The organism is Paraburkholderia bannensis NBRC 103871, assembly GCF_000685015.1.
In the GTDB taxonomy this organism is placed as follows: domain Bacteria; phylum Pseudomonadota; class Gammaproteobacteria; order Burkholderiales; family Burkholderiaceae; genus Paraburkholderia; species Paraburkholderia bannensis.
The window spans coordinates 584,431-604,018 of the sequence record NZ_BAYA01000004.1; the positions used below are offsets into that span (position 1 = coordinate 584,431).

The window sequence follows — 19,588 nt, forward strand, 5'->3', positions numbered from 1 at the left end:
AAAAAAACGCGTCCCCACGCGTGCGTCTGCCATGTTCATTAAAGCTTCCCGCTTCTTCTTCCGATAACCCGGCTAGAACCGGCTCGCGCGTCAACGCAAAGGGCCGGATGCACCGTATCCATAGCCGCACGTTTGAAGGAGAAGCGCCGATGTTTTCCCCTGCCCAGTCTGGAGCCAACGCCTATGCACGCGTCGGTGTCGAAACGGGGGTGATGGGCGCGAGTCCGCACAAGCTGATCGCGCTCCTTTATGAAGGTGCGCGCAAGGCGATTGCGCAGGCCCGCATGCACTTGCAGATGGGCAACGTGGGGCCACGTGGCGAGGCAATCGGAAAGGCGATCCGGATTGTCGAAAGCGGGCTCCAGCTGGCGTTGAACGTCGAGGCGGGCGGCGAAATCGCCCAGCGCCTGAACGCTCTTTACAGTTACATGACGCGACGCCTCCTGGAAGCGAATATTCAACAGAGCGAGTCCATGCTGGTCGAAGTCGATGGCCTGCTGGCAACGCTCGAGGAAGCCTGGTTGGGGATTGCGCCGGAAGTGGCAAGGATGGCCGCACAGGCCTCCGGGCCATCGTCCGGCTCACTGACGAGATGAGTTCGAAACAAGACTACTTCGCCCACTACGAAGCAATCGCGACGGTTTCGGGGCAGATGCTCAGTGCCGCGCGCGACGCACACTGGAACGAGTTGATTGGCCTTCAGGAGGAATACCGGCACCTCGTTGACGCGCTCAAGGACGCCGATTTCGGCGTGCGGCTGACCATCGCCGAACGGACGCGCAAATTCGAGTTGATCCGGCAGATTCTCGCTGACGACGCTGCGATCCGCGACCTCGCCAGCCCGTGCATGGCGCGCCTGTCGGCGCTCTTTCACGGCACCGCGCACCCTGCAAGAGTGTTGCAGGAGATGTACGGGGCGCGCTGAGGCTGTGCTGGGGTTGCGCTGGGGGTTTTGTATCGACCTCTGCGCCCCGGCACCGCGTCTTCGGTGCGTCAGGTCAGGACGGCTCGTTTTCCGCTTTGCAAACACAATAAAGCCGCGCCGCCGCCCGCATTGACGGGCTCGCGCGGCGCTAGACCAGGCCCACGCTCCGGATGAACGGAATCGACACCAGCGCCGCGTCGCTGCTCGCGAGCCGCATAGGGGCGCTTGGCCCCAATGGCGCGCAAGGCAGCGCCGGCACCGCGCAGACGGGCGTTTCGGCGCTCGCGGGCGGCGCCGTCACGCTGCCCGACGCGCAAAGCGCCGCCGACTCGCCGCAGGCATCGGCGCAGACCGTGCTGTCGGCGGTCGCGCTGGCGCTCGACGCGATCATCCGTTCGGGCGGCGAGGCCACGCCCGCCGTGGTGGGCCGCGCGCCCGTCTGGGCCGATCCCGAAGCCGATGCCTCAAGCGGCGACGCGCAGACGCTGCCGTTGCCGGGGCTCACGAATTCCAATTCCGCGAGCGCCGCCGCACAGGCGCTGGAAGCCGCGCTGCTCGCCGAACTCGAAGCTCAGGCTGGGCTGGCGGGCGGTGCGCAGGATCTAGAAGGCGCCGATGGAGCCAATGGCGCGAATGGCGCCAACGGCTCCGCCACACAGACGGCCCAGAACGCGCAAGCCAGTACGGCTCAAGGCGCGCAGAACGCAGCAGGCGTCGCGCTCGCGGCGCAATCGGGGCCGGTTGCCGCGCTTGCCGCATCGCTGGCGCAGACCGTCGCGACCAGCGGCCTGTTCTACGAATCCCATCTGGCTCAATGGCTGCGCGGCCAGCGCACGCCCGGCGATCTCGCCGACGAGCCGCAGAACCGGCTGACCGGCGGCTCGCAATTGCCGCTCGACTGGCACGACGCCGCCGACGATATCGATGACGTCTTCTGGACTGACCTGCCCAGTGCGGGCCAGCAGAGCGCGCGCGCGGCGGCGAATGCCGCGCAGGGCGCGCAGCAGCAGCCAGCCGCCGCCTTCGCGCGGGGCGCGCAAGCCAGCGCCGCCGCATTCGCGCAGGACAATGCGCGCGGCACGGCGGCTGCGCTTGGCGACACGCTGTTGCCGCCCGTCCATGTAGCGAGCGGCGCAGGCGCGGGTGTCGGCGTGCACGAGTCGCTGCTGCCGCTGGTGCGCCAGCAGCTCGACCTGCTCGCAACCGGCGAATTTCGCTGGACTGGCGAGGCGTGGCCGGGCGTGCGTCTCGACTGGACGATTCAGCCCGAAGACTACGACGCGCGCGATCCGCACGGCGGCCGCGACCCGGACGACGACGCGACGCCGTGGCATACGCGGCTCACGCTGTCGCTGCCGTCGCTGGGCACCGTCGATGCGGAGCTGACGCTCACCGGTGCGACGCTCGCAGTGCGCGTGCAGGCGAGCCCGGGCGGCGCGCAACGCCTCACCGACAACAGCGAAGCGCTGCGTGGACGGCTGGAAGCGCTCGGCCTGTCGCTCGCCGGACTGTCGATCCGCGAGATCGGCGGGTTGTCGCCACATGCGAGCGCCGCCGACGCCGCGCGCGCCGCCGATGCCTACGCGCGCAACGCCGCGGCCCCGGCGCAGGAAGCGCCCACGGCGCACGCCGCGGCCTCCGCGACCACCGCCACGACAGATTGGGAGCGCGAATGAGCCGCACAAGCCGCAAGAGCGCCGCGGCGCTCGCCTACGACGATCCCGCCTCGCGCGACGGCGCGCCGCGCGTGGTCGCGAAGGGCTATGGCCTCGTCGCCGAGATGATCGTGCAGCGCGCGAGGGAAGCTGGCCTCTACGTGCACGAGGCGCCGGAAATGGTGTCGCTGCTGATGCAGGTGGATCTGGACTCGCAGATTCCGCCGCAGCTTTATCAGGCCGTGGCGGAACTGCTCGCGTGGCTGCATGGACTAGAAGCAGTAGACCTCAACGCGAAAATCGCCGAAAAGCAGGCACAGGATCCGTCGCCGCAAGCCAGGACGCCCGACGCCAAGGCGTTGACGGTCAATCCGTTCCGCTTCCCTGCACTCAAGGGCTGAAAGGGCTGAAAGCCGGCTAAAACTTCAGCATCACGCGGATCAGCGTGTTGAAGAGCTTGCCGTAGGGCGGCGCGATCAGGTGGCGCGCGTTCAGCCGCGCCTGCGTGAACACGGGCTTCATCTTCGAAAACGTGCAGAAGCCCTCGTAGCCGTGATACGAACCCATGCCGCTCGCGCCGACGCCGCCAAACGGCAGCCCTTCGGCGGCGATGTGCATGAGCGTCTCGTTCACCGACATGCCGCCTGCGATGGTCTCGTGCGTCACGCGATCGACGGTGCGCGCATCGTCGGCGTAGAGGTAGAGCGCCAGCGGCCTCGCCCGCGCGTTCACGTAGCGCAGCGCCTCGTCCAGCGAGTCGTACGGCACGATCGGCAATAGCGGCCCGAAAATCTCCTCCTGCATCAACTGCGTGTGCGCGGGCGCGCCCGTCACGAGCACCGGCGCGAACTGGCGCGTGGCCGCGTCGCGGGGGCCTAGCGCATGCAATCGCGCGCCTTCGGCCTGGGCTTCGTCGGCCAGACGTTCCAGCCGTTCGTAGTGCCGCGTCGAAATGATCGAGGTGTAGTCGCGGTTGCTGGCGAAATCCGGATAAAGCTGGTTAAAGCGCACGCGCGCGCGGGCGATGAAGGCGTCTTCCTTGCCGCGCGGCAGCAGCACGTAATCGGGCGCGATGCAGGTCTGCCCCGCGTTGAGCGTCTTGCCGAGCAGCAGGCTGTCCACGGCGTAGTCGAAGCGCGCATGCTCGCCGATCAGCGCGGGCGACTTGCCGCCCAGCTCCAGCGTGACCGGCGTGAGATTGGCCGACGCCGCACGCATGACCTCATGGCCGATGCGCGTCGATCCGGTAAAGAGCAGGTGGTCGAAGGGCAGCGCGGTGAAGGCCGCACCCACGGCGGCGTCGCCGTTGACGACCGTGACGTGATCGGGCGCGAAGGCCTGCGCGAGCAGGTCGCCGAACAGCGCCGAGGTGCGCGGCGTCAGCTCCGACATCTTGATCATCGCGCGGCAACCCGCCGCGAGCGCGCACACGAGCGGCCCCGCGCCGAGCAGCAGCGGATAGTTCCACGGCACGACAATGCCCACGACGCCGATCGGCTGCGGCACCACGCGCGCGCGGCCCGGCATCAGCCATTTGCCGGCGCGGCGGCGCTGCACGCGCATCCAGCGCTCGCCGTGCTTGAGCGCCGAGTCGATTTCCTGCTTGAGCACGACGAATTCCGCGAGCGCGACTTCGGCCTTGGAGCGTTGGCCGAAGTCGGCGTTCATGGCGTCGGCGAGCGCGTCCTGGTGGGCGAACAGCACGTCGCGCAGCGCGCGCAGGTTGCGCGCGCGTTCGCTCCACGCGGGGAAGGGCGCGCGCAGATACGCTTCGCGCTGCGCCGCGAGCCGCGCGCCCAGCGTCGACGGGGAGGCATCGGCGGGATCGCTGCTGGCGCGGGCGACGGCTTCGGGCAGATCGTGCTTCATGGTCAGTCCTTGTCAGTCCGTGTGTGAGGGCGTCGGGCGCGCCTTAGCCGGCGGCAGCGGGAAACGCGCGCTCGATCAGCGCGGCGAGATCGAAGCGCGCGGGCAGGGTGCCGAAGACGCGGCCGCAATCGGCGTCGTGTTCGTCCAGGCGCGTGGCGATAAAGGCTTCGGCGACTTCGGGCGCGGTTTTGGACGACGCGCCGCGCAGCAGCATCGCCTGCGCGATCAGCACGATCTGCTGGGCGATCCGGCGCGCGCTGGCTTCGCGCGTGCCGGGCGCGCCGCCCAGTAACGCCGAAAGGCGGTCGAGCGCCGCGCTCAGCACCGGGTGGCCCGCCGCCTCGCGCCGCCATGACAGAAAGAGCGCCTGTGCGGCATCGGCTTCGCGCTCCAGCGCGCGCAGCACGTCGAGGCACATCACGTTGCCCGAGCCCTCCCAGATCGAGTTGACCGGCGCTTCGCGGTAAAAGCGCGCCATCGGCCCTTCTTCGACATAGCCGTTGCCGCCCCAGACTTCCATCGCCTCGCCCGTGAAGGCGAGCGCGCGCTTGCAGACCCAGAACTTCGCGGCGGGCGTGACGATGCGCCGCCAGGCGCGCGCGACGCGGGCGAGGTCGGTTTCATCGGCGCGATCGGGCGTGCTTTGCTCGAAGGCCTGCGCGAGGCGCATGAACAGCACGGTCGCGGCTTCCGATTCCAGCGCGAGGTCGGCAAGCACGTTCTGCATGAGCGGCTGCTGCGCGAGCACGCGCCCGAACGCGCTGCGGTGGCGCGCGTGATGGATCGCCTGCACCAGCGCCGCGCGCATGAGCGCCGCGCTGCCGATCACGCAGTCCAGGCGCGTGTAGTTGGCCATTTCGATGATGGTCGGCACGCCGCGCCCTTCGTCGCCGATCATCACGCCGTAGGCGTCGAAGAATTCCACCTCGCTGCTGGCGTTCGAGCGGTTGCCGAGCTTGTCCTTCAGGCGCTGCACGTTGACGGCGTTCTTCGTGCCGTCGGGGCGAAAGCGCGGCACGAAGAAGCACGACAGGCCCGCCTGTTCGGTCGTGCGCGCGAGCACCAGATGCGCGTCGCACTGCGGCGCGGAAAAGAACCACTTGTGGCCGGTCAGCAGATAGTCCGCGCCGCGTCCGCTCGCCGCGCCGGCCGGGCGCGCTTCGGTGCGGTTGCTGCGCACGTCCGAGCCGCCTTGCTTCTCGGTCATGCCCATGCCGATCATCATGGAGCGCTTGTGCGCGAGCGGCACGTCGCGCGCGTCGTGCTCGCGCGTGTAGAGCTGCTCGCGCAGCGTGTCGAACAGCGCGGGCTCGTTTTGCAGCACGGGAATGCTCGCGAACGTCATGGTCAGCGGGCAGAGTGAGCCCGATTCGAGCTGTGCGTGCAGGAAGTAGCCCGCGCAGCGCGCGGCCATCGCGCCGGGACGCGGGTCAGAAAACGGCAGCGCGTGCAGGCCTTCTGCGCGCAGCAGCGCGAGCAGTTCGTGCCAGGCCGGATGGAATTCGAGGGCGTCGATGCGCTCGCCGCGCGGTGTGTGCGTGTGCAGCTCGGGCGCGTGACGGTTGGCGAGATCGGCGAGTTCCAGCGTGGCCGCCGCGCCGAGTTTCGCGCCATGTTGCGTCAGCGCGTCGCGATGCCATTCGGCGCCTGCGCGCGAGAGCGCTTCGCCCAGCGCGGTGTCGCAGGCAAAAAGGTTGTAATCGGCGAGCGGCGGCGCCTGATTCGTGACTTCGTGCGTCGTGCCGGGACGGTGCGGGACGGGCTGCGTCGCGCTTTGCGTCACGGTTTTCGTCAAGTCGAGCGGTTCCATCGTGACCTGTCTCCATCGGCGGCGCGCTGCTGGGCGCGGCCTGTCGTGTTGTCGTGATGTTCTCGATGCTGTCTGGCGGCAGGGAGGCGGCTGCGGGTTCGCGCGATACGCGCCCGAGGCAGGACGTGCCGCAAATGGCGGCACGAAGATGGCCCGACGCTCCCTGTGATGCTTGCCGGAACCTTTCAGCTCTGTCGGCTGAACCGTCCTTCATGGTAGCCGCCGATTGGCCACCGATAGCCCGTCAGAATTAGAGGATGCGCTCTGACATAAATGCTGACCCAGGCTTCAGACGCTTCCTACAATGCGCGATACAACGAAATCGAACGAGCGTGCATCTAGCGTGCCTCATCCCGACGCCAGGTGCAACGCTGGAGACAGGGAGGCAAGCAGCAGCATGGAATACGACTACATCATCGTAGGCGGCGGCTCGGGCGGCGCATCGCTCGCCGGGCGTCTGGCCGAGCGGTGTCCCGAGGTCAGCATCGCGCTGATCGAAGCCGGGCCGCACACCGAACGCAATCTCTTCGTCAACATGCCGATGGGCGTGGCGGCGCTCGTGCCGTTCCGCACGAAGAACAACTACGCGTACCAGACCGAACCGCAGCAGGGTCTCGCGGGCCGTCGCGGCTATCAGCCGCGCGGGCGCGGCTTCGGCGGATCGAGCGCCATCAACGCGATGATCTACACGCGCGGCCATCGGCTCGATTACGACGAGTGGGCGCAGATGGGCTGCGCGGGCTGGGGGTGGGACGACGTGCTGCCGTACTTCCGCCGCGCCGAGGACAACTCGCGCGGCGCCAACGCCTGGCACGGCGCGGGAGGGCCGCTGGGCGTGTCCGATCTGTGCGAGCGCAATCCGGTGGCCGAGCGTTTCGTCGCCGCCGCGCGCGAGGCGGGCTTCCCGGCCAACGACGATTTCAACGGCGCCGAGCAGGAAGGCGTCGGCTTCTACCAGGTCACGCAGCGCGGCGGCGAGCGCTGCACCGTCGCGCGCGCCTATCTGTACGGCAAGCCGCGCGAGAATCTCCACCTGATTGCCGATGCGACCGTGCTGCGCGTCGTCTTTGACGGCACGCGCGCAAGCGGCGTCGAAGTCGCACGCGGCGGCCGCACCGAAATACTGCGCGCGCGCGCCGAAACGATCCTCGCGGCAGGCGCGTTCAATTCGCCGCAACTGCTGATGTGCTCCGGCATCGGCCCTGCCGCTCAACTGCGCGCGCACGGCATCGGCGTGCTGCACGATGCGCCCGAGGTGGGCCGCAACCTGATCGACCACATCGACTTCACCTATAACAAGCGCGTGCATTCGAGCGAGACCGTCGGCTACTCGCTGCGCGGCGCGGCGAAGATGGCGCCGGGCCTTGTGCGCTATCTGGCCAGAAAGCGCGGCATGTTCACGAGCAACGTCGCCGAGGCGGGCGGCTTCATCAAGAGCCGCCCGGAGCTCGACCGGCCCGATCTGCAACTGCACTTCTGCACGGCGCTCGTCGACGACCATAGCCGGCGCCTGCACTGGGGCCACGGTTATTCGCTGCATGTGTGCGTGCTGCGCCCGGCGAGCCGCGGCACGGTCACGTTAGCAAGCGCCGATGCGCGCGTCGCGCCGGTGATCGATCCGCGCTTTTTCTCGGATCCGCGCGACCTCGACCTGCTGGTGGAAGGCACGCGCCTCGCTCGCCGCATTCTGGACGCCGCGCCGCTGGCGCAGATGGGCGGGCGCGAGATCTACACGCACGCGGGCCAGAGCGACGCCGAACTGCGCGAGACCATCGCCGCCCACGCCGACACGATCTATCACCCCGTCGCCACCTGCCGCATGGGCGGCGATGCGCGTTCGGTCGTCGATACGCAGTTGCGCGTGCGCGGCGTCACGCATCTGCGCATCGCCGATGCGTCGGTGATGCCGACGCTGATCGGCGGCAATACCAACGCGCCGACCGTGATGATCGGCGAGCGCGCGGCAGACCTGATCGCCGAGACCCGGCGCATGGGCACGGCGACTCACGACACAGGCGTCGTTGCCTGACAGGCGACTTCGACTATTCCCACTCCACACTAACGACTCAAAAGCGATGCAAGCGCGAGGCGGTGGCCGCACCCGCCGCCTCGCTTTTGACGTTGCATTGACGAAAACCCGCCTTTTTCATGGGGTTTTCGTCAAAGAGTGTGCGGCATAAGCGCCTCCCGCTTTTTCGAGATTTCGGACTCCCTATAATCGCGCGGCACTTTGGGCGTGTCAGTTGGCGCGTCCGCGAACTGGAGGAACCGCCTCGATGAGCATCAACGTTTTTCAACTGCTGGACACCGTCATGAACGATGACGTGGTCCGCACCCTGGCCGGTCGTTTCGGCCTTACGCCGGATCTCGCCCGCAAGGTCACCGGTGCCGCCGCGCCCGCGATCGTCGCCGCCATCATGCACCGCGGCAGCACCGCCGAAGGCGCACGCGGCCTGTTTTCCACCATCATGTCGCCGGACACGAACGCGCTGATCGGCAAGCAGCTCCCCGAGATGCTGTCGAGCACGACGGGACTGAACCAGCTCGAAACCACGGGCCGCGAACTGATCCAGCGCGCCGCAGGCGTGAACGTGGGCGCGCTGTCCGATGCGGTCGCGGCGCAAACCGGCGCGGCGCAGTCAACGGCGTTCTCGCTGACAGGCGTGGTCGGCGCGGTGCTGATGGGCATTCTCAAGCAGCACTTCACGTCGTCGTCGGGCGCGGTGGGCCATCTGCCTACGCTGCTCGGCCATCAACTGTCGTCGGTCAATGCCAGCCTGTCGGATCGCCTCGCGCATGCGGTCGGGCTGGGGACGGCTGCAGCGTTCGCAGGCTCGATTCTCACGCGCCTGAAGGACGCGTCGGCGCATCTGGAGCATCCGCAGCCGGTCGCGCGTCCGGTGCCGGTCGCCGCGCCGCCGCAGACCGTCGGCACGTCGACGCCGCCGATCGAGCCGGAAAAGCGCAAGCATTCGTGGCTCTGGTGGCTGCTGGCCGCCATTGCGCTGATTCTCGCGTTCTTCGCGCTGCGCTCGTGCCAGAAGGACGACGCCGCGCAGGACACCGCAGCGGCCACGCCGGCTTCGACGGCAAGCGCCCCCGCGGTTGTCGCCGCGTCCGACGCCAGCGCGCCGGTCGAGGCATCGGCAGCATCGGCGGCCGTGGTGGCTGCGTCGGATGCCTCGGCGGTGCCCGCTGCTGCGGCAGCTTCTGCAGCTTCGTCCGCAAGCGACGCCGCACCCGCGCCGACGCAGGATTCGCACTTGTCGTTCACGGTCGACAAGGCCGGCGTGCCGACGATCGCCGCGACGGTCGGTTCGGACGCTGAAAAGGCGCAGTTGCTGGATGCGCTCACGAAGAAGTTCGGCGACGGCAAGTTCACGGCCAACGTGACGGTGGATCCGGCGACGAAGCCCGCTGGCTGGCTCGCGCACCTTGACGGCCTGCTGCCGCTGATGGCGCTGCCCGGCGCGGAAGTGAAGATCGACGGCTCGCACGTCGAGCTGAGCGGCACGGCCGCCGACGCGAAACTCGGCTGGCTCGACAAGCTCAAGGCGCTGTTCGGCTCGGGCTTCGACATCGGCGTGTTCAATGTGCAGAAGGCCGTGGCCGACGCCACGCAGTCGTTCCAGGATGCACTCAAGGGCCTGTTCGGCGCCAACGCTTCGTGTGCGGGCGACGACGTGGCGAAGGTGCTCAACCTGCAAGTCGTGAACTTCACCACGGGCAGCGTGACGATCCCGGCATCGGCGGGCGACGATCTGCGTCAGTCGGCCAAGGTGCTCAAGGCGTGCGCGAAGCAGGGCAAGCCGGTGCGCCTGGAAGTGGCCGGTTACTCGGATAACGTGGGTGACAAGACAGCTAACCTCACGCTCTCGAAGCGCCGCGCGCAGGCCGTGCTGACGTATCTGGTCGCGCAGGGCGTGAGCGCATCGACGCTGAGCGCCGCCGGTTACGGCGAAGCCAACCCGGTCGACAGCAACGACACCGCTGGCGGGCGTTTCCACAACCGCCGCATTGCGTTCGCCGCGAAGTAAGCCTCCGGAGCGACGCAGGCCGTAGAAACTGCAGAAGCGAAAAAGCCGTCCGGCGCGAGCCGGGCGGCTTTTTTCACTTTTATCGCGCTTATTTATCGTGCCTGGTTATCGCGCTTCGTCGGCGGGCTTTTCCAGGCCGGGCGGGCGCACGAAATCGTCGAGGAACGTCGATGGCTTGCCGTACTCCTCACGCGCGACCGCAAGCCACGCGCGCGCCGCATGCGAGAGATAGCCATTGCGCTTCCAGCCGATCGCCATGTCCCAGGTGATCTGCGGATCGGCGACCGGCAGGCAGGTGAAGCGCGCCGCGTCGAGCCTGCGCACATACGGCGCGGGCAGCAGCGCAATGCCCACGCCCGCGAGCACCAGCGCGGCCATCAAGTCCCAGTGGCCGCTGCGCCCGACGATCTGTGGCGTGAACCCGGCGGCGCGGCAGGCGTTGAGCACGACGTCGTTGAGCGCGAGGCTCTCGCCGTAGAACACGAACGGTTCCGTCGCGAGATCCGCGAGCGGCACGCTCGTCGCGCCGTCCCAGCGCGAGCCGCGCGGCGCGACCAGCCACAACAGTTCATGCGAGATCGGCAGCACGTCGATCTGCTCCGGGTCGATCGGCAGCAGCACGCCGCCCAGTTCGAGCTCGCCGGAAATCAGCGCGGCCTCGATCGCGCGCGAGCCCTGCTCGAACAGCTTGAGTTCGATGCGCGGATAACGCTGGCGAAACGCGGCGATGGCGGGCGTGAAGAGCGAGCCGCCCATCGGCGGAATGCCGATGGTGACCTCGCCGCGCCCGAGCGTGCCGAGATCGGCGAGTTCGGCCTGCAACTGCGCATGCGCGGCGAGCACGTCCTGGCCGCGCTGATAGACGATGCGCCCGGCGTCGGTGAGCACCATCTGGCGCGCGTCGCGCAGCAGCAGCGGCGTGCCGGTCTCGTCTTCCAGCGCTTTCACCATCTTGCTGATGGTGGGCTGGGTGACGTGCAGCGCTTCGGCGGCGGCGGTGAAGCTCTGCTGCCGCACCACTTCGATGAAATAGCGTAGCGCGCGCAATTCCACGGTCGTCTCTCCTTGTTCTGGGCCCGCACGGACGATGCGTACCCGATAAACACCCGATAAGCACCCCTTCGCATTCCATTATGGAATGAAGTTGATGATTACAAGTCATTATATTTATGCTGCGCTGCACCCTATACTCAGATCCATTCCACTGTCACTTAGGGTTTGCCATGACTGCTCCGACTCCCTCCGCTTCCGTCCCCGCAAAGGGTTTGATGGCGCGCGCTGGCCGGATCGCGGCGCAGTCGGCTCTGCTCGCCGGTGTCTGGTATATCGCCGACGCGCTCACGCGCACCGCGCATCTGCCGGTGCCGGGCGGGGTGGTGGGCCTCGTGCTGCTGCTCGTGCTGCTGTTCTGCGGCGGCGTGACGCCGCGCTGGGTCAAGGCGGGCGCGGACTGGCTGCTCTCGGACATGCTGCTGTTCTTCATCCCGGCCGCCGTGGCGGCGGTGCAGTACGGCGGCCTGTTTCGCGCCGATGGCTGGCGCCTCGCGCTGGTGGTCGTGGGCGGCACGCTGATGGTGATGTTCGCCGTGGCCTTCGCCGTCGAGCAGGCAGCGCGACTGGAACGCCGCCTGGAATTGCGCCGCGTCCAGAACGTGCGCCACGCACGCCATCTTGCGCGCGCCTGAGCGCTGGACTAGCGCGCATCTGAATCGACGCGTCCTGATTTGACCTTACGCACTCCCAAAGGATGATCCCGTCATGAACACGTTTTACGCATCCCTGTTCGCCGACGATGCCTCGCGGCTGATCGCCGCAGGCTGCTTCATCCTGACGGTCGCGCTCTATTTCGCGTCGAAGTCGCTCTATGCGCGCTTTCGCTCGCCCTGGCTCACGCCGCTCGTGGCCGTGCCCGCCGTGCTGGCCGCCTTCGTCTTGCTGCTGCATATTCCGTATCCGGTCTACTTCCAGGACACGCGCTGGCTGATGTGGCTGCTGGGCCCGGCGACCGTCGCTTTCGCCGTGCCGATCTACGAATACCGCGACCTGCTCAAGCGCCACTGGATTTCGCTGACGGTGGGCGTGACGGTCGGCATCATCGTGGCGGTGGGCGGTTCGCTGGCGCTCGCCAAGCTGCTGCATCTCTCGCCGGAACTGCAGCGCAGCCTGATGACGCGCTCGATCTCGACGCCTTTCGCGCTGGCCGTCTCCGACAAGATTCACGCGCCGCGCGACCTCACTGCGCTGTTCGTGATCGCCACGGGCGTGTGCGGCATGTTGTTCGGCGAGCTGGTGCTGGGTCTCGTGCCGCTGCGCACGCGGCTCGCGCGCGGCGCGCTGTTCGGTGCGGCGGCGCACGGCGTGGGCACCGCGAAGGCCCGCGAACTGGGACGCGAAGAGGGCGTCGTTGCCAGCCTCACGATGATGATTGCAGGCGTGGTGATGGTGCTGCTCGCGCCGGCGCTGGGTTTCCTGCCGGTATGAGCCCGACGCGGGCCGCCCGCGTCTAGAGCAAATTCGATTTGCGGGTTCGGGCAGTTGCTACGCACGCCCAGGCCCGCCGGTCATTTCGCGACGCGCCTATGATGCTGGGCATTCCGGCAGCGGGCCCAAACGGCCCGAATGGCTGGCCGGGTTCATACGCGTTGCCATCATGTCCCCCATTTCCATCGTTATTCCCTGCTTCAATGGCGCCGCCACGATTGCGCGTGCGTTGCAAAGCTGTCTTTCGCAACCCGACGTTGCGCAGATTATCGTCGTGGACGACGGCTCGACCGATGCTTCGGCGTCGATCGTGCGCACCTATGCCATGCACGACAGCCGCATCCGGCTGCTGCAGACCGCGCGCAACGGCGGCCCGGCTCGCGCGCGCAACTGGGCGGCACTGCATGCGGGCACGCCGCTCATCGCCTTTCTCGACGCCAACGACGAATATGTGCCCGGCGCGCTGGGCCCGGCACTGGACTACCTGGCGCAGCATCCGGGCGCCGCTGTCGTACGCCTGGACGTCGAATTCGTCGGCTTCCCGGCGCGGCTGAATCAGCATCCCGACTTCGCGCGTCATGCGGCCGTGCTCAGCAACACGGTGCCGAGCAGTCTCGTGATGCGTCGCAGCGTCTTTCTCGCGCTTGGCGGCTTCCCGATGGACGAAGTGTTCCGTCGCCACGGCGGAGAGGACGGCGCGCTGTCGTGGGCGCTCAGCGAGATCTTCGCGCAGCATCGCCTCACGGACGCGAAACGTGTGCGAATGCACTACCACGACGGCATTCACGCCGAGAAATTCATGAATATCCAGATGGGTTTCGCGCAAGTCGACCCGCCTGCGGGCGACGAGACCCTGAATGCATCGCGGGCGTTCCTCGATGCAGCGCTCGCCAACCTGCGCCAGCTGCAAGCGGTCGAACGGGTCAGCCACGCCACCTGAATCTGCTGCATTAAATGCCGCGCTGCCCCTATTCGTGCGCGCGGCTGTCATCTCGTTTTGCTACAATCACGCCTCGTCTTCGAGGAGCGTTGCGACAGGACGCGGTACATAGCCGCATGACCTGCCAGGCTCGAAGGCGCTCAATCCGGTGAATTCCACAGAATTCCCGCACTGAAAAAACGGCGCTCACGTCTTTAATTTCTAGTCACTTTTAGAAAGGAGGGCGTGATGAACGCCGCAATTCCGCAAGATCAAGCCAACGATTTCGTCGTCGCCGATATGTCGCTTGCCGCCTGGGGCCGCAAGGAACTCGATATCGCCGAAACCGAAATGCCCGGTCTCGTCCAGACCCGCGAAGAATACAAGGCGCAACAGCCGCTGAAGGGCGCGCGCATCGCCGGTTCGCTGCACATGACGATCCAGACGGGCGTGCTGATCGAAACGCTGACGGCACTGGGCGCCGACGTGCGCTGGGCCTCGTGCAACATCTTCTCGACGCAGGATCACGCTGCTGCCGCCATCGCTGCGGGCGGCACGCCGGTGTTCGCATTCAAGGGCGAATCGCTCGACGAATACTGGGAATTCTCGCACCGCATCTTCGAATGGCCGAACGGCGAATTCGCCAACATGATCCTGGACGACGGCGGCGACGCAACGCTGCTGCTGATCCTCGGCGCGAAGGCTGAAAAAGACCGCTCGGTTATTTCGAAGCCGACGAACGAGGAGGAAGTCGCACTGTACAAGTCGATCGCAGCTCACCTCGACATCGACCCGGCGTGGTACTCGACGCGCCTGTCGCACATCAAGGGCGTGACCGAAGAAACCACCACGGGCGTGCACCGCCTGTACCAGATGGAAAAGGAAGGCCGCCTGCCGTTCCCGGCCATCAACGTCAACGACTCGGTCACGAAGTCGAAGTTCGACAACCTGTACGGCTGCCGCGAATCGCTCGTGGACGGCATCAAGCGCGCGACCGACGTGATGATCGCGGGCAAGATCGCGGTCGTGGCCGGTTACGGCGACGTGGGCAAGGGCTGCGCGCAATCGCTGCGTGGTCTGGGCGCGACCGTGTGGGTCACGGAAATCGATCCGATCTGCGCACTGCAGGCCGCGATGGAAGGCTACCGCGTCGTGACGATGGAATACGCCGCCGACAAGGCCGACATCTTCGTGACGGCGACGGGCAACTACCACGTCATCAACCACGACCACATGAAGGCGATGCGCCACAACGCCATCGTCTGCAACATCGGCCACTTCGACTCGGAAATCGACGTTGCGTCGACGCGCCAGTACCAGTGGGACAACATCAAGCCGCAAGTCGACCACATCATCTTCCCGGACGGCAAGCGCGTGATCCTGCTGGCCGAAGGCCGCCTCGTGAACCTGGGCTGCGCCACGGGCCACCCGTCGTTCGTGATGTCGAACTCGTTCACGAACCAGACGCTCGCGCAGATCGAACTGTTCGTCGACGGCGCCAAGTACGAAAACAAGGTCTACGTGCTGCCCAAGCACCTCGACGAAAAGGTCGCGCGCCTGCACCTGGCTCGCATCGGCGCGAACCTGTCGGTGCTGTCGGACGATCAGGCTTCGTACATCGGCGTCGACAAGAACGGCCCGTTCAAGCCGAACCACTACCGCTACTAAGCAAGCGGCTCGTTACGGCTCGATACAAAAGCGCTACGAGGTGGCCCGATTTTTTAAGCCACCTTTAAGCGACCAGCCCGATGCTGTGCTCACGCCCGCGCGCTATTTTTAACGTGCGCGGGCGCACCGCATAACCACGACGCAAGAGGACCTATCCATGACCGTGCTGCTCACCTGGCTGATCAATGCGCTGGCACTGCTGATCATCACCTGGCTCGTTCCGTCGATCCATGTGCGCAGCTTCGGCACCGCGCTCATCGTCGCGCTCGTGCTCGGCCTCATCAATGCCGTGCTGCGCCCGGTGCTCATCGTGCTGACGCTGCCCGTGACCATCCTCACGCTCGGCGTGTTCATCCTCGTGGTGAATGCACTGTGCTTCTGGCTGGCCGCGTCGCTGCTCAAGGGCTTCGAGGTGTCGGGCTTCTGGTCGGCGTTCTTTGGCTCGATCCTCTACAGCATCGTCTCGTGGCTGCTGTCGGCGCTGATCTTCGGCAACCGCAGCCTCGGCTGACGCTCGCATGGCCGAAGCCCCGCGCTTCGGCCTGCTTCTCCAAAAAGCGATCATGAAACCGATCGAACTCTCATTCGAATTCTTCCCGCCGAAGACCGCGGAAGGCGTCGAGAAGCTGCGCGCCACGCGTGCGCAACTGCTCACGCACAAGCCGCGCTTCGTGTCGGTGACCTTCGGCGCGGGCGGCTCGACGCAGCAGGGCACGCTCGACACCGTCGCCGAAATCGCGAAGGAAGGCGTCGATGCGGCGCCCCACCTGTCGTGTATCGGCGCGACCCGCGACAGCCTGCGCGAAATCCTCGCCCAGTACCGCTCGCACGGCATCCGTCACATCGTGGCGCTGCGCGGCGACCTGCCTTCGGGCATGGGCGAGATGGGCGAGCTGCGCTACGCGTCGGATCTCGTCGCCTTTATCCGCGAGGAAACCGGCGACGCGTTCCACATCGAAGTGGCCGCCTACCCCGAATACCACCCGCAGGCGCGCTCGCCGCGCCACGATCTGGAAGCGTTCGCGCAGAAGGTGAAGGCGGGCGCGGATTCGGCGATCACGCAGTACTTCTTCAACGCGGACGCGTATTTCCGCTTTGTCGAAGACGCGAAGAAGCAGGGCGTCGATATCCCCATCGTGCCCGGCATCATGCCGATCACGAACTACTCGCAGCTCATGCGCTTCTCGGAAATGTGCGGCGCGGAAGTGCCGCGCTGGGTCGCGAAGCGTCTGGAAAGCTTCGGCGACGACCGCGAGTCGATCCGCGCGTTCGGCCTCGACGTGGTGACGGATTTGTGCCGCCGTCTCGTCGATGCAGGCGCACCGGGTCTGCACTTCTACACGCTCAACGCGGCGGGTGCGACCAAGGCGATCTGCGAACGGCTTGCGCTCTGATAGCATCCCGGCAGCACTTTGCAGCCAATACGAACCGCGCGGTTCCCGGACGTCCGGGCCGCGCGGTTTTTGTTTGTGCTTCAGGTCGCTCATTGACGTTCATCAAGATTGAACTTATGAGACGGTGCCGATAATCGAAGGTTATCTTTCCTGGATAGCCTGATCGCGCTAGGGCGTTCCCATGCGATGCGGGCCGCTCTCATGACGTCTCCTTCCGCTCAAGAAGCCGTACCGACCTTCGCCGATGCGCTCGCCGCCTGGCGCAATGGCGCACACGACGCAGCGCGCAGCCACTGCGCACAACTGATCGCCGCCGATCCCCACAACGCGGACGCCCTCCATCTGGCCGGCGTGTGCGACCTGGAGCGCGACCGTCTCGCGGCCCGCGCGCTGATCGGACGCGCCATCGCGCTGCGCGAGGATCCGCATTTCCTGGTGAACTTCGCGCTCACCTGCGACCGTCACGCCGAGAACGACATGGCCGTTGCCGCGCTGACCCGCGCGCTGGCTTTGAAGCCCGATTTCACGCACGCGCTCAACAATCTCGCCAATCTGTACGACGCGCGTGGCGAGCGCGCGCAGGCCGCCGCATTGCTCGAACGCGTGGTGACGCTGGAGCCGGACTATGCCGCAGCGCATTACAACCTGGGCAGTGTGCTGCTGCCGCTGGGCGATCTCGCGCGCGCGGAAGCCGAATTGCGCCGCGCGGTGGAACTGGCACCGGCCCACGTGAGCGCCTGGAACAACCTGGCGAGCGTACTCATCGCGGGCAACCGCAAGTCCGAGGCGCAGACGCTGCTGGAGCATGCCCATGCGCTCGCGCCGGATTCCATCGACGTCCTGATCAACCTCGGCGTCCTGCTGCGCAACGTGGGCCGCATGGACGAAGCGAAAGCGCTGCTCGCTCGCGCGGTCGAGCTCGCGCCCGGCAACGCCAATGCCTGGAACAACTACGGCAACGTCTTTATCGAGCTGGGCGACTCCGATGCCGCGCTACAGGCATTCGCGCGCGCGCTCGAAATACGCCCCGATTTCGCCCATGCGTGGAGCAACTACGGCAATGCCCTGAAGGCCGCAGGCGACCTTGAGGCCGCGATCGACGCCTACCGCCGCGCATTGGTGTGCGATGCGAACAATGAAGGCGCGCACTGCAATCTCGTCTACGCGACGATGTTCGCCACAGATGACGGCATGGCGATCCGCGCCGAGGCGCAGCGTTACGCGGCGCGCCACGATGCGCCTTATCTGGCCGCTCCGGCGCAGCATGCGAATGTGCCCGATCCGGCGCGGCGCCTGCGCATCGGCTATGTCTCGCCCGATTTTCGCAATCACTGCCAGTCGCTGTTCACGTTGCCGATGTTCGCGCAGCACGATCGCGCGGCCTTCGAGATCGTCTGCTATGCAAGCGTCGCGCAGCCCGACGACGTGACGGCGCGACTCGGCACGCTAGTCGATCTCTGGCGCGACGTGCGCGACTTCGACGACGCGCGTCTTGCCCAGCAGATCCGCGATGACGGCATCGATATCCTCGTCGACCTCACCATGCATATGGCCGACACGCGGCGGGCGCTGTTCGCGCGCCGGCCCGCGCCGGTGCAGGTCGCGTGGCTCGCCTATCCCGGCACGACGGGCAGTCCGGCGACAGGCTGGCGGCTCACTGATCCGTGGCTCGATCCCCTCGGCGAGCCCGGTATCGATGCGCAGTACACCGAACGGTCGCTGCGCCTGCCCGATACCTTCTGGTGTTACGCGCCGTTCGAGGCCGCGCAAAGCATGAACGAACTGCCCGCATTGACGGCGGGGCACATCACCTTCGGCTGCCTGAACAATCCCTGCAAGCTCACCGATGCCACCTTCGCGCTGTGGGCGGGCGTATTCGCGGCGCTTGCCGACGCGCGGCTCGTGCTGATGGCGCCCGCGGGCGCTGCACGCGAGCGGCTGCTCGCACGACTGGCCGCGCACGGCATCGAGGCGGCGCGCGTGCGCTTCGTGGGCTTCCAGCCGCGCGCGGACTATCTGTCGACATGGGCGCAGGTCGATATCGCGCTCGACACGTTCCCCTACAACGGCCACACCACGAGTCTCGATGCGTTCTGGATGGGCGTGCCGGTGCCCACGCGCGTGGGTCGCTCGGCGGCGAGCCGCGCGGGGCTGTCGCTGCTCAGCAATCTTGGCCTGACGGAACTGGCAGCGGGCGACGATGCCGCGTATGTGCGTACCGTCGTGGCGCTCGCGCGCGACCTGCCGCGTCTGGCCGCGTTGCGGGCTGGGCTGCGCGCACGCATGGCGGCCTCGCCGCTGATGGACGCCGAGCGTTTCACCCGCAATATCGAGGCGGCTTATCGCCTGATGTGGCGCGACTGGTGCGGGCAGGACGGTCGCGGCACGCCTCGGGGCGCGTGAAATATCGGTGCGATAAGGTCGGGTATTCAGGTTATTGCAGGTTATTGCAGGTTATTGCAGGTTATTGCAGGAGATTCCGGGTTACTGGCCCGGGCTGGCGCAGCGCTTGCGCAGTGCGCGGCGCAAAGCCGTCAGCAATGTGAATTAGCACGCAAAAGCAGGCAAAACGGCCGATGCAGCGGCAATCGTGTGCATTGGCCGCCCCAAACTCGCGCTACAGACGCAAAAACCTTGCCGCAAGGAGGAGGCGAAGCACAACAAGCCGCAGGATACGGCGGAAAAACCGCACCAAAGGCGGGCCTGGACGAGCCTGTCAACCAGGCGTTTTCCACGAGAGACGGGCCTTTTTGGCTACCTTGTGAGCGCGGGGCCCGCTCTTGTAAGATCGCGCTACGCTGGCCCAGGCTGGCACCGAACTGGAGGAAAC

Annotated in this window: 16 protein-coding genes and 1 riboswitch; of the genes, 13 read left to right on the forward strand and 3 right to left on the reverse strand. The window is 66.9% G+C overall.

All coding sequences use genetic code 11. The features are described from left to right. The first annotated feature begins 149 nt into the window (after positions 1–149). The 4 genes from fliS (at position 150) to BBA01S_RS40610 (ending at position 2,981) form a co-directional block, all read left to right on the forward strand. Positions 150–596 carry a flagellar export chaperone FliS gene (gene fliS, locus BBA01S_RS08715; protein WP_027816085.1) on the forward strand — a complete coding sequence of 149 codons (447 nt, stop codon included), beginning with the start codon at positions 150–152 and terminating at the stop codon, positions 594–596. After that, complete coding sequence (locus BBA01S_RS08720) at positions 593–925, forward strand: flagellar protein FliT (RefSeq protein ID WP_027816086.1); 333 nt, start codon at positions 593–595, stop codon at positions 923–925. The genes fliS and BBA01S_RS08720 overlap by 4 nt, the downstream gene beginning before the upstream one ends. 170 nt (positions 926–1,095) lie before the next feature. Beyond that, complete coding sequence (gene fliK, locus BBA01S_RS08725; protein WP_027816087.1) at positions 1,096–2,601, forward strand: flagellar hook-length control protein FliK; 1,506 nt, start codon at positions 1,096–1,098, stop codon at positions 2,599–2,601. Beyond that, a complete protein-coding gene (locus BBA01S_RS40610; protein WP_084161989.1) occupies positions 2,598–2,981 on the forward strand; it encodes an EscU/YscU/HrcU family type III secretion system export apparatus switch protein in 384 nt (127 codons plus the stop codon). Before fliK ends, BBA01S_RS40610 begins: the two co-directional genes overlap by 4 nt. Positions 2,982–2,997: 16 nt before the next feature. Here BBA01S_RS40610 and BBA01S_RS08735 read toward each other — a convergent pair whose 3' ends face one another. Further along, on the reverse strand, positions 2,998–4,449 hold the full coding sequence (locus tag BBA01S_RS08735; protein ID WP_027816088.1) for a coniferyl aldehyde dehydrogenase: 1,452 nt from the start codon (positions 4,447–4,449) through the stop codon (positions 2,998–3,000). Between the two features lie 43 nt (positions 4,450–4,492). Continuing rightward, positions 4,493–6,259, reverse strand: a complete 1,767-nt coding sequence (locus tag BBA01S_RS40615) for an isovaleryl-CoA dehydrogenase (RefSeq protein ID WP_084161992.1) — start codon at positions 6,257–6,259, stop codon at positions 4,493–4,495. Positions 6,260–6,656: 397 nt separating this feature from the next. On the opposite strand from BBA01S_RS40615, the gene BBA01S_RS08745 reads away from it, so the two are divergent. Together BBA01S_RS08745 and BBA01S_RS08755 are read left to right on the forward strand one after the other, a co-directional pair. After that, complete coding sequence (locus tag BBA01S_RS08745; RefSeq protein ID WP_027816089.1) at positions 6,657–8,288, forward strand: GMC family oxidoreductase; 1,632 nt, start codon at positions 6,657–6,659, stop codon at positions 8,286–8,288. Between the two features lie 247 nt (positions 8,289–8,535). Further along, the gene (locus tag BBA01S_RS08755; RefSeq protein ID WP_027816090.1) at positions 8,536–10,296 is read left to right on the forward strand and encodes an OmpA family protein; all 1,761 of its coding nucleotides are present in this window, start codon (positions 8,536–8,538) and stop codon (positions 10,294–10,296) included. Positions 10,297–10,401: 105 nt separating this feature from the next. Here BBA01S_RS08755 and BBA01S_RS08760 read toward each other — a convergent pair whose 3' ends face one another. Continuing rightward, the gene (locus BBA01S_RS08760; RefSeq protein WP_027816091.1) at positions 10,402–11,349 is read right to left on the reverse strand and encodes a LysR family transcriptional regulator; all 948 of its coding nucleotides are present in this window, start codon (positions 11,347–11,349) and stop codon (positions 10,402–10,404) included. A gap of 170 nt (positions 11,350–11,519) precedes the next feature. Between BBA01S_RS08760 and BBA01S_RS08765 the strand changes: the two genes are divergently transcribed. The 7 genes from BBA01S_RS08765 to BBA01S_RS40625 all read left to right on the forward strand — a co-directional run bounded on the left by BBA01S_RS08765 (position 11,520) and on the right by BBA01S_RS40625 (position 19,161). Continuing rightward, positions 11,520–11,981: a CidA/LrgA family protein gene (locus tag BBA01S_RS08765; RefSeq protein WP_027816092.1), complete on the forward strand. Its 462-nt coding sequence runs from the start codon at positions 11,520–11,522 to the stop codon at positions 11,979–11,981. Positions 11,982–12,054: 73 nt separating this feature from the next. After that, positions 12,055–12,777 carry an LrgB family protein gene (locus tag BBA01S_RS08770; protein WP_027816093.1) on the forward strand — a complete coding sequence of 241 codons (723 nt, stop codon included), beginning with the start codon at positions 12,055–12,057 and terminating at the stop codon, positions 12,775–12,777. Positions 12,778–12,946: 169 nt separating this feature from the next. Then, the gene (locus tag BBA01S_RS40620) at positions 12,947–13,717 is read left to right on the forward strand and encodes a glycosyltransferase family 2 protein (protein WP_042296394.1); all 771 of its coding nucleotides are present in this window, start codon (positions 12,947–12,949) and stop codon (positions 13,715–13,717) included. Between the two features lie 75 nt (positions 13,718–13,792). Continuing rightward, positions 13,793–13,912, forward strand: a riboswitch (S-adenosyl-L-homocysteine riboswitch). 33 nt (positions 13,913–13,945) lie between these two features. Continuing rightward, positions 13,946–15,364: an adenosylhomocysteinase gene (gene ahcY / locus BBA01S_RS08780; RefSeq protein WP_027816094.1), complete on the forward strand. Its 1,419-nt coding sequence runs from the start codon at positions 13,946–13,948 to the stop codon at positions 15,362–15,364. A gap of 157 nt (positions 15,365–15,521) precedes the next feature. After that, entirely contained in the window at positions 15,522–15,875 is a 354-nt protein-coding gene (locus tag BBA01S_RS08785) for a phage holin family protein (RefSeq protein WP_027816095.1), read from the forward strand. Between the two features lie 52 nt (positions 15,876–15,927). Next, positions 15,928–16,758 (forward strand): methylenetetrahydrofolate reductase [NAD(P)H], encoded by an 831-nt coding sequence (gene metF / locus BBA01S_RS08790; protein ID WP_027816096.1) that lies wholly within the window; start codon positions 15,928–15,930, stop codon positions 16,756–16,758. A gap of 201 nt (positions 16,759–16,959) precedes the next feature. Beyond that, complete coding sequence (locus BBA01S_RS40625; RefSeq protein ID WP_052391705.1) at positions 16,960–19,161, forward strand: O-linked N-acetylglucosamine transferase, SPINDLY family protein; 2,202 nt, start codon at positions 16,960–16,962, stop codon at positions 19,159–19,161. Positions 19,162–19,588: the final 427 nt, after the last annotated feature.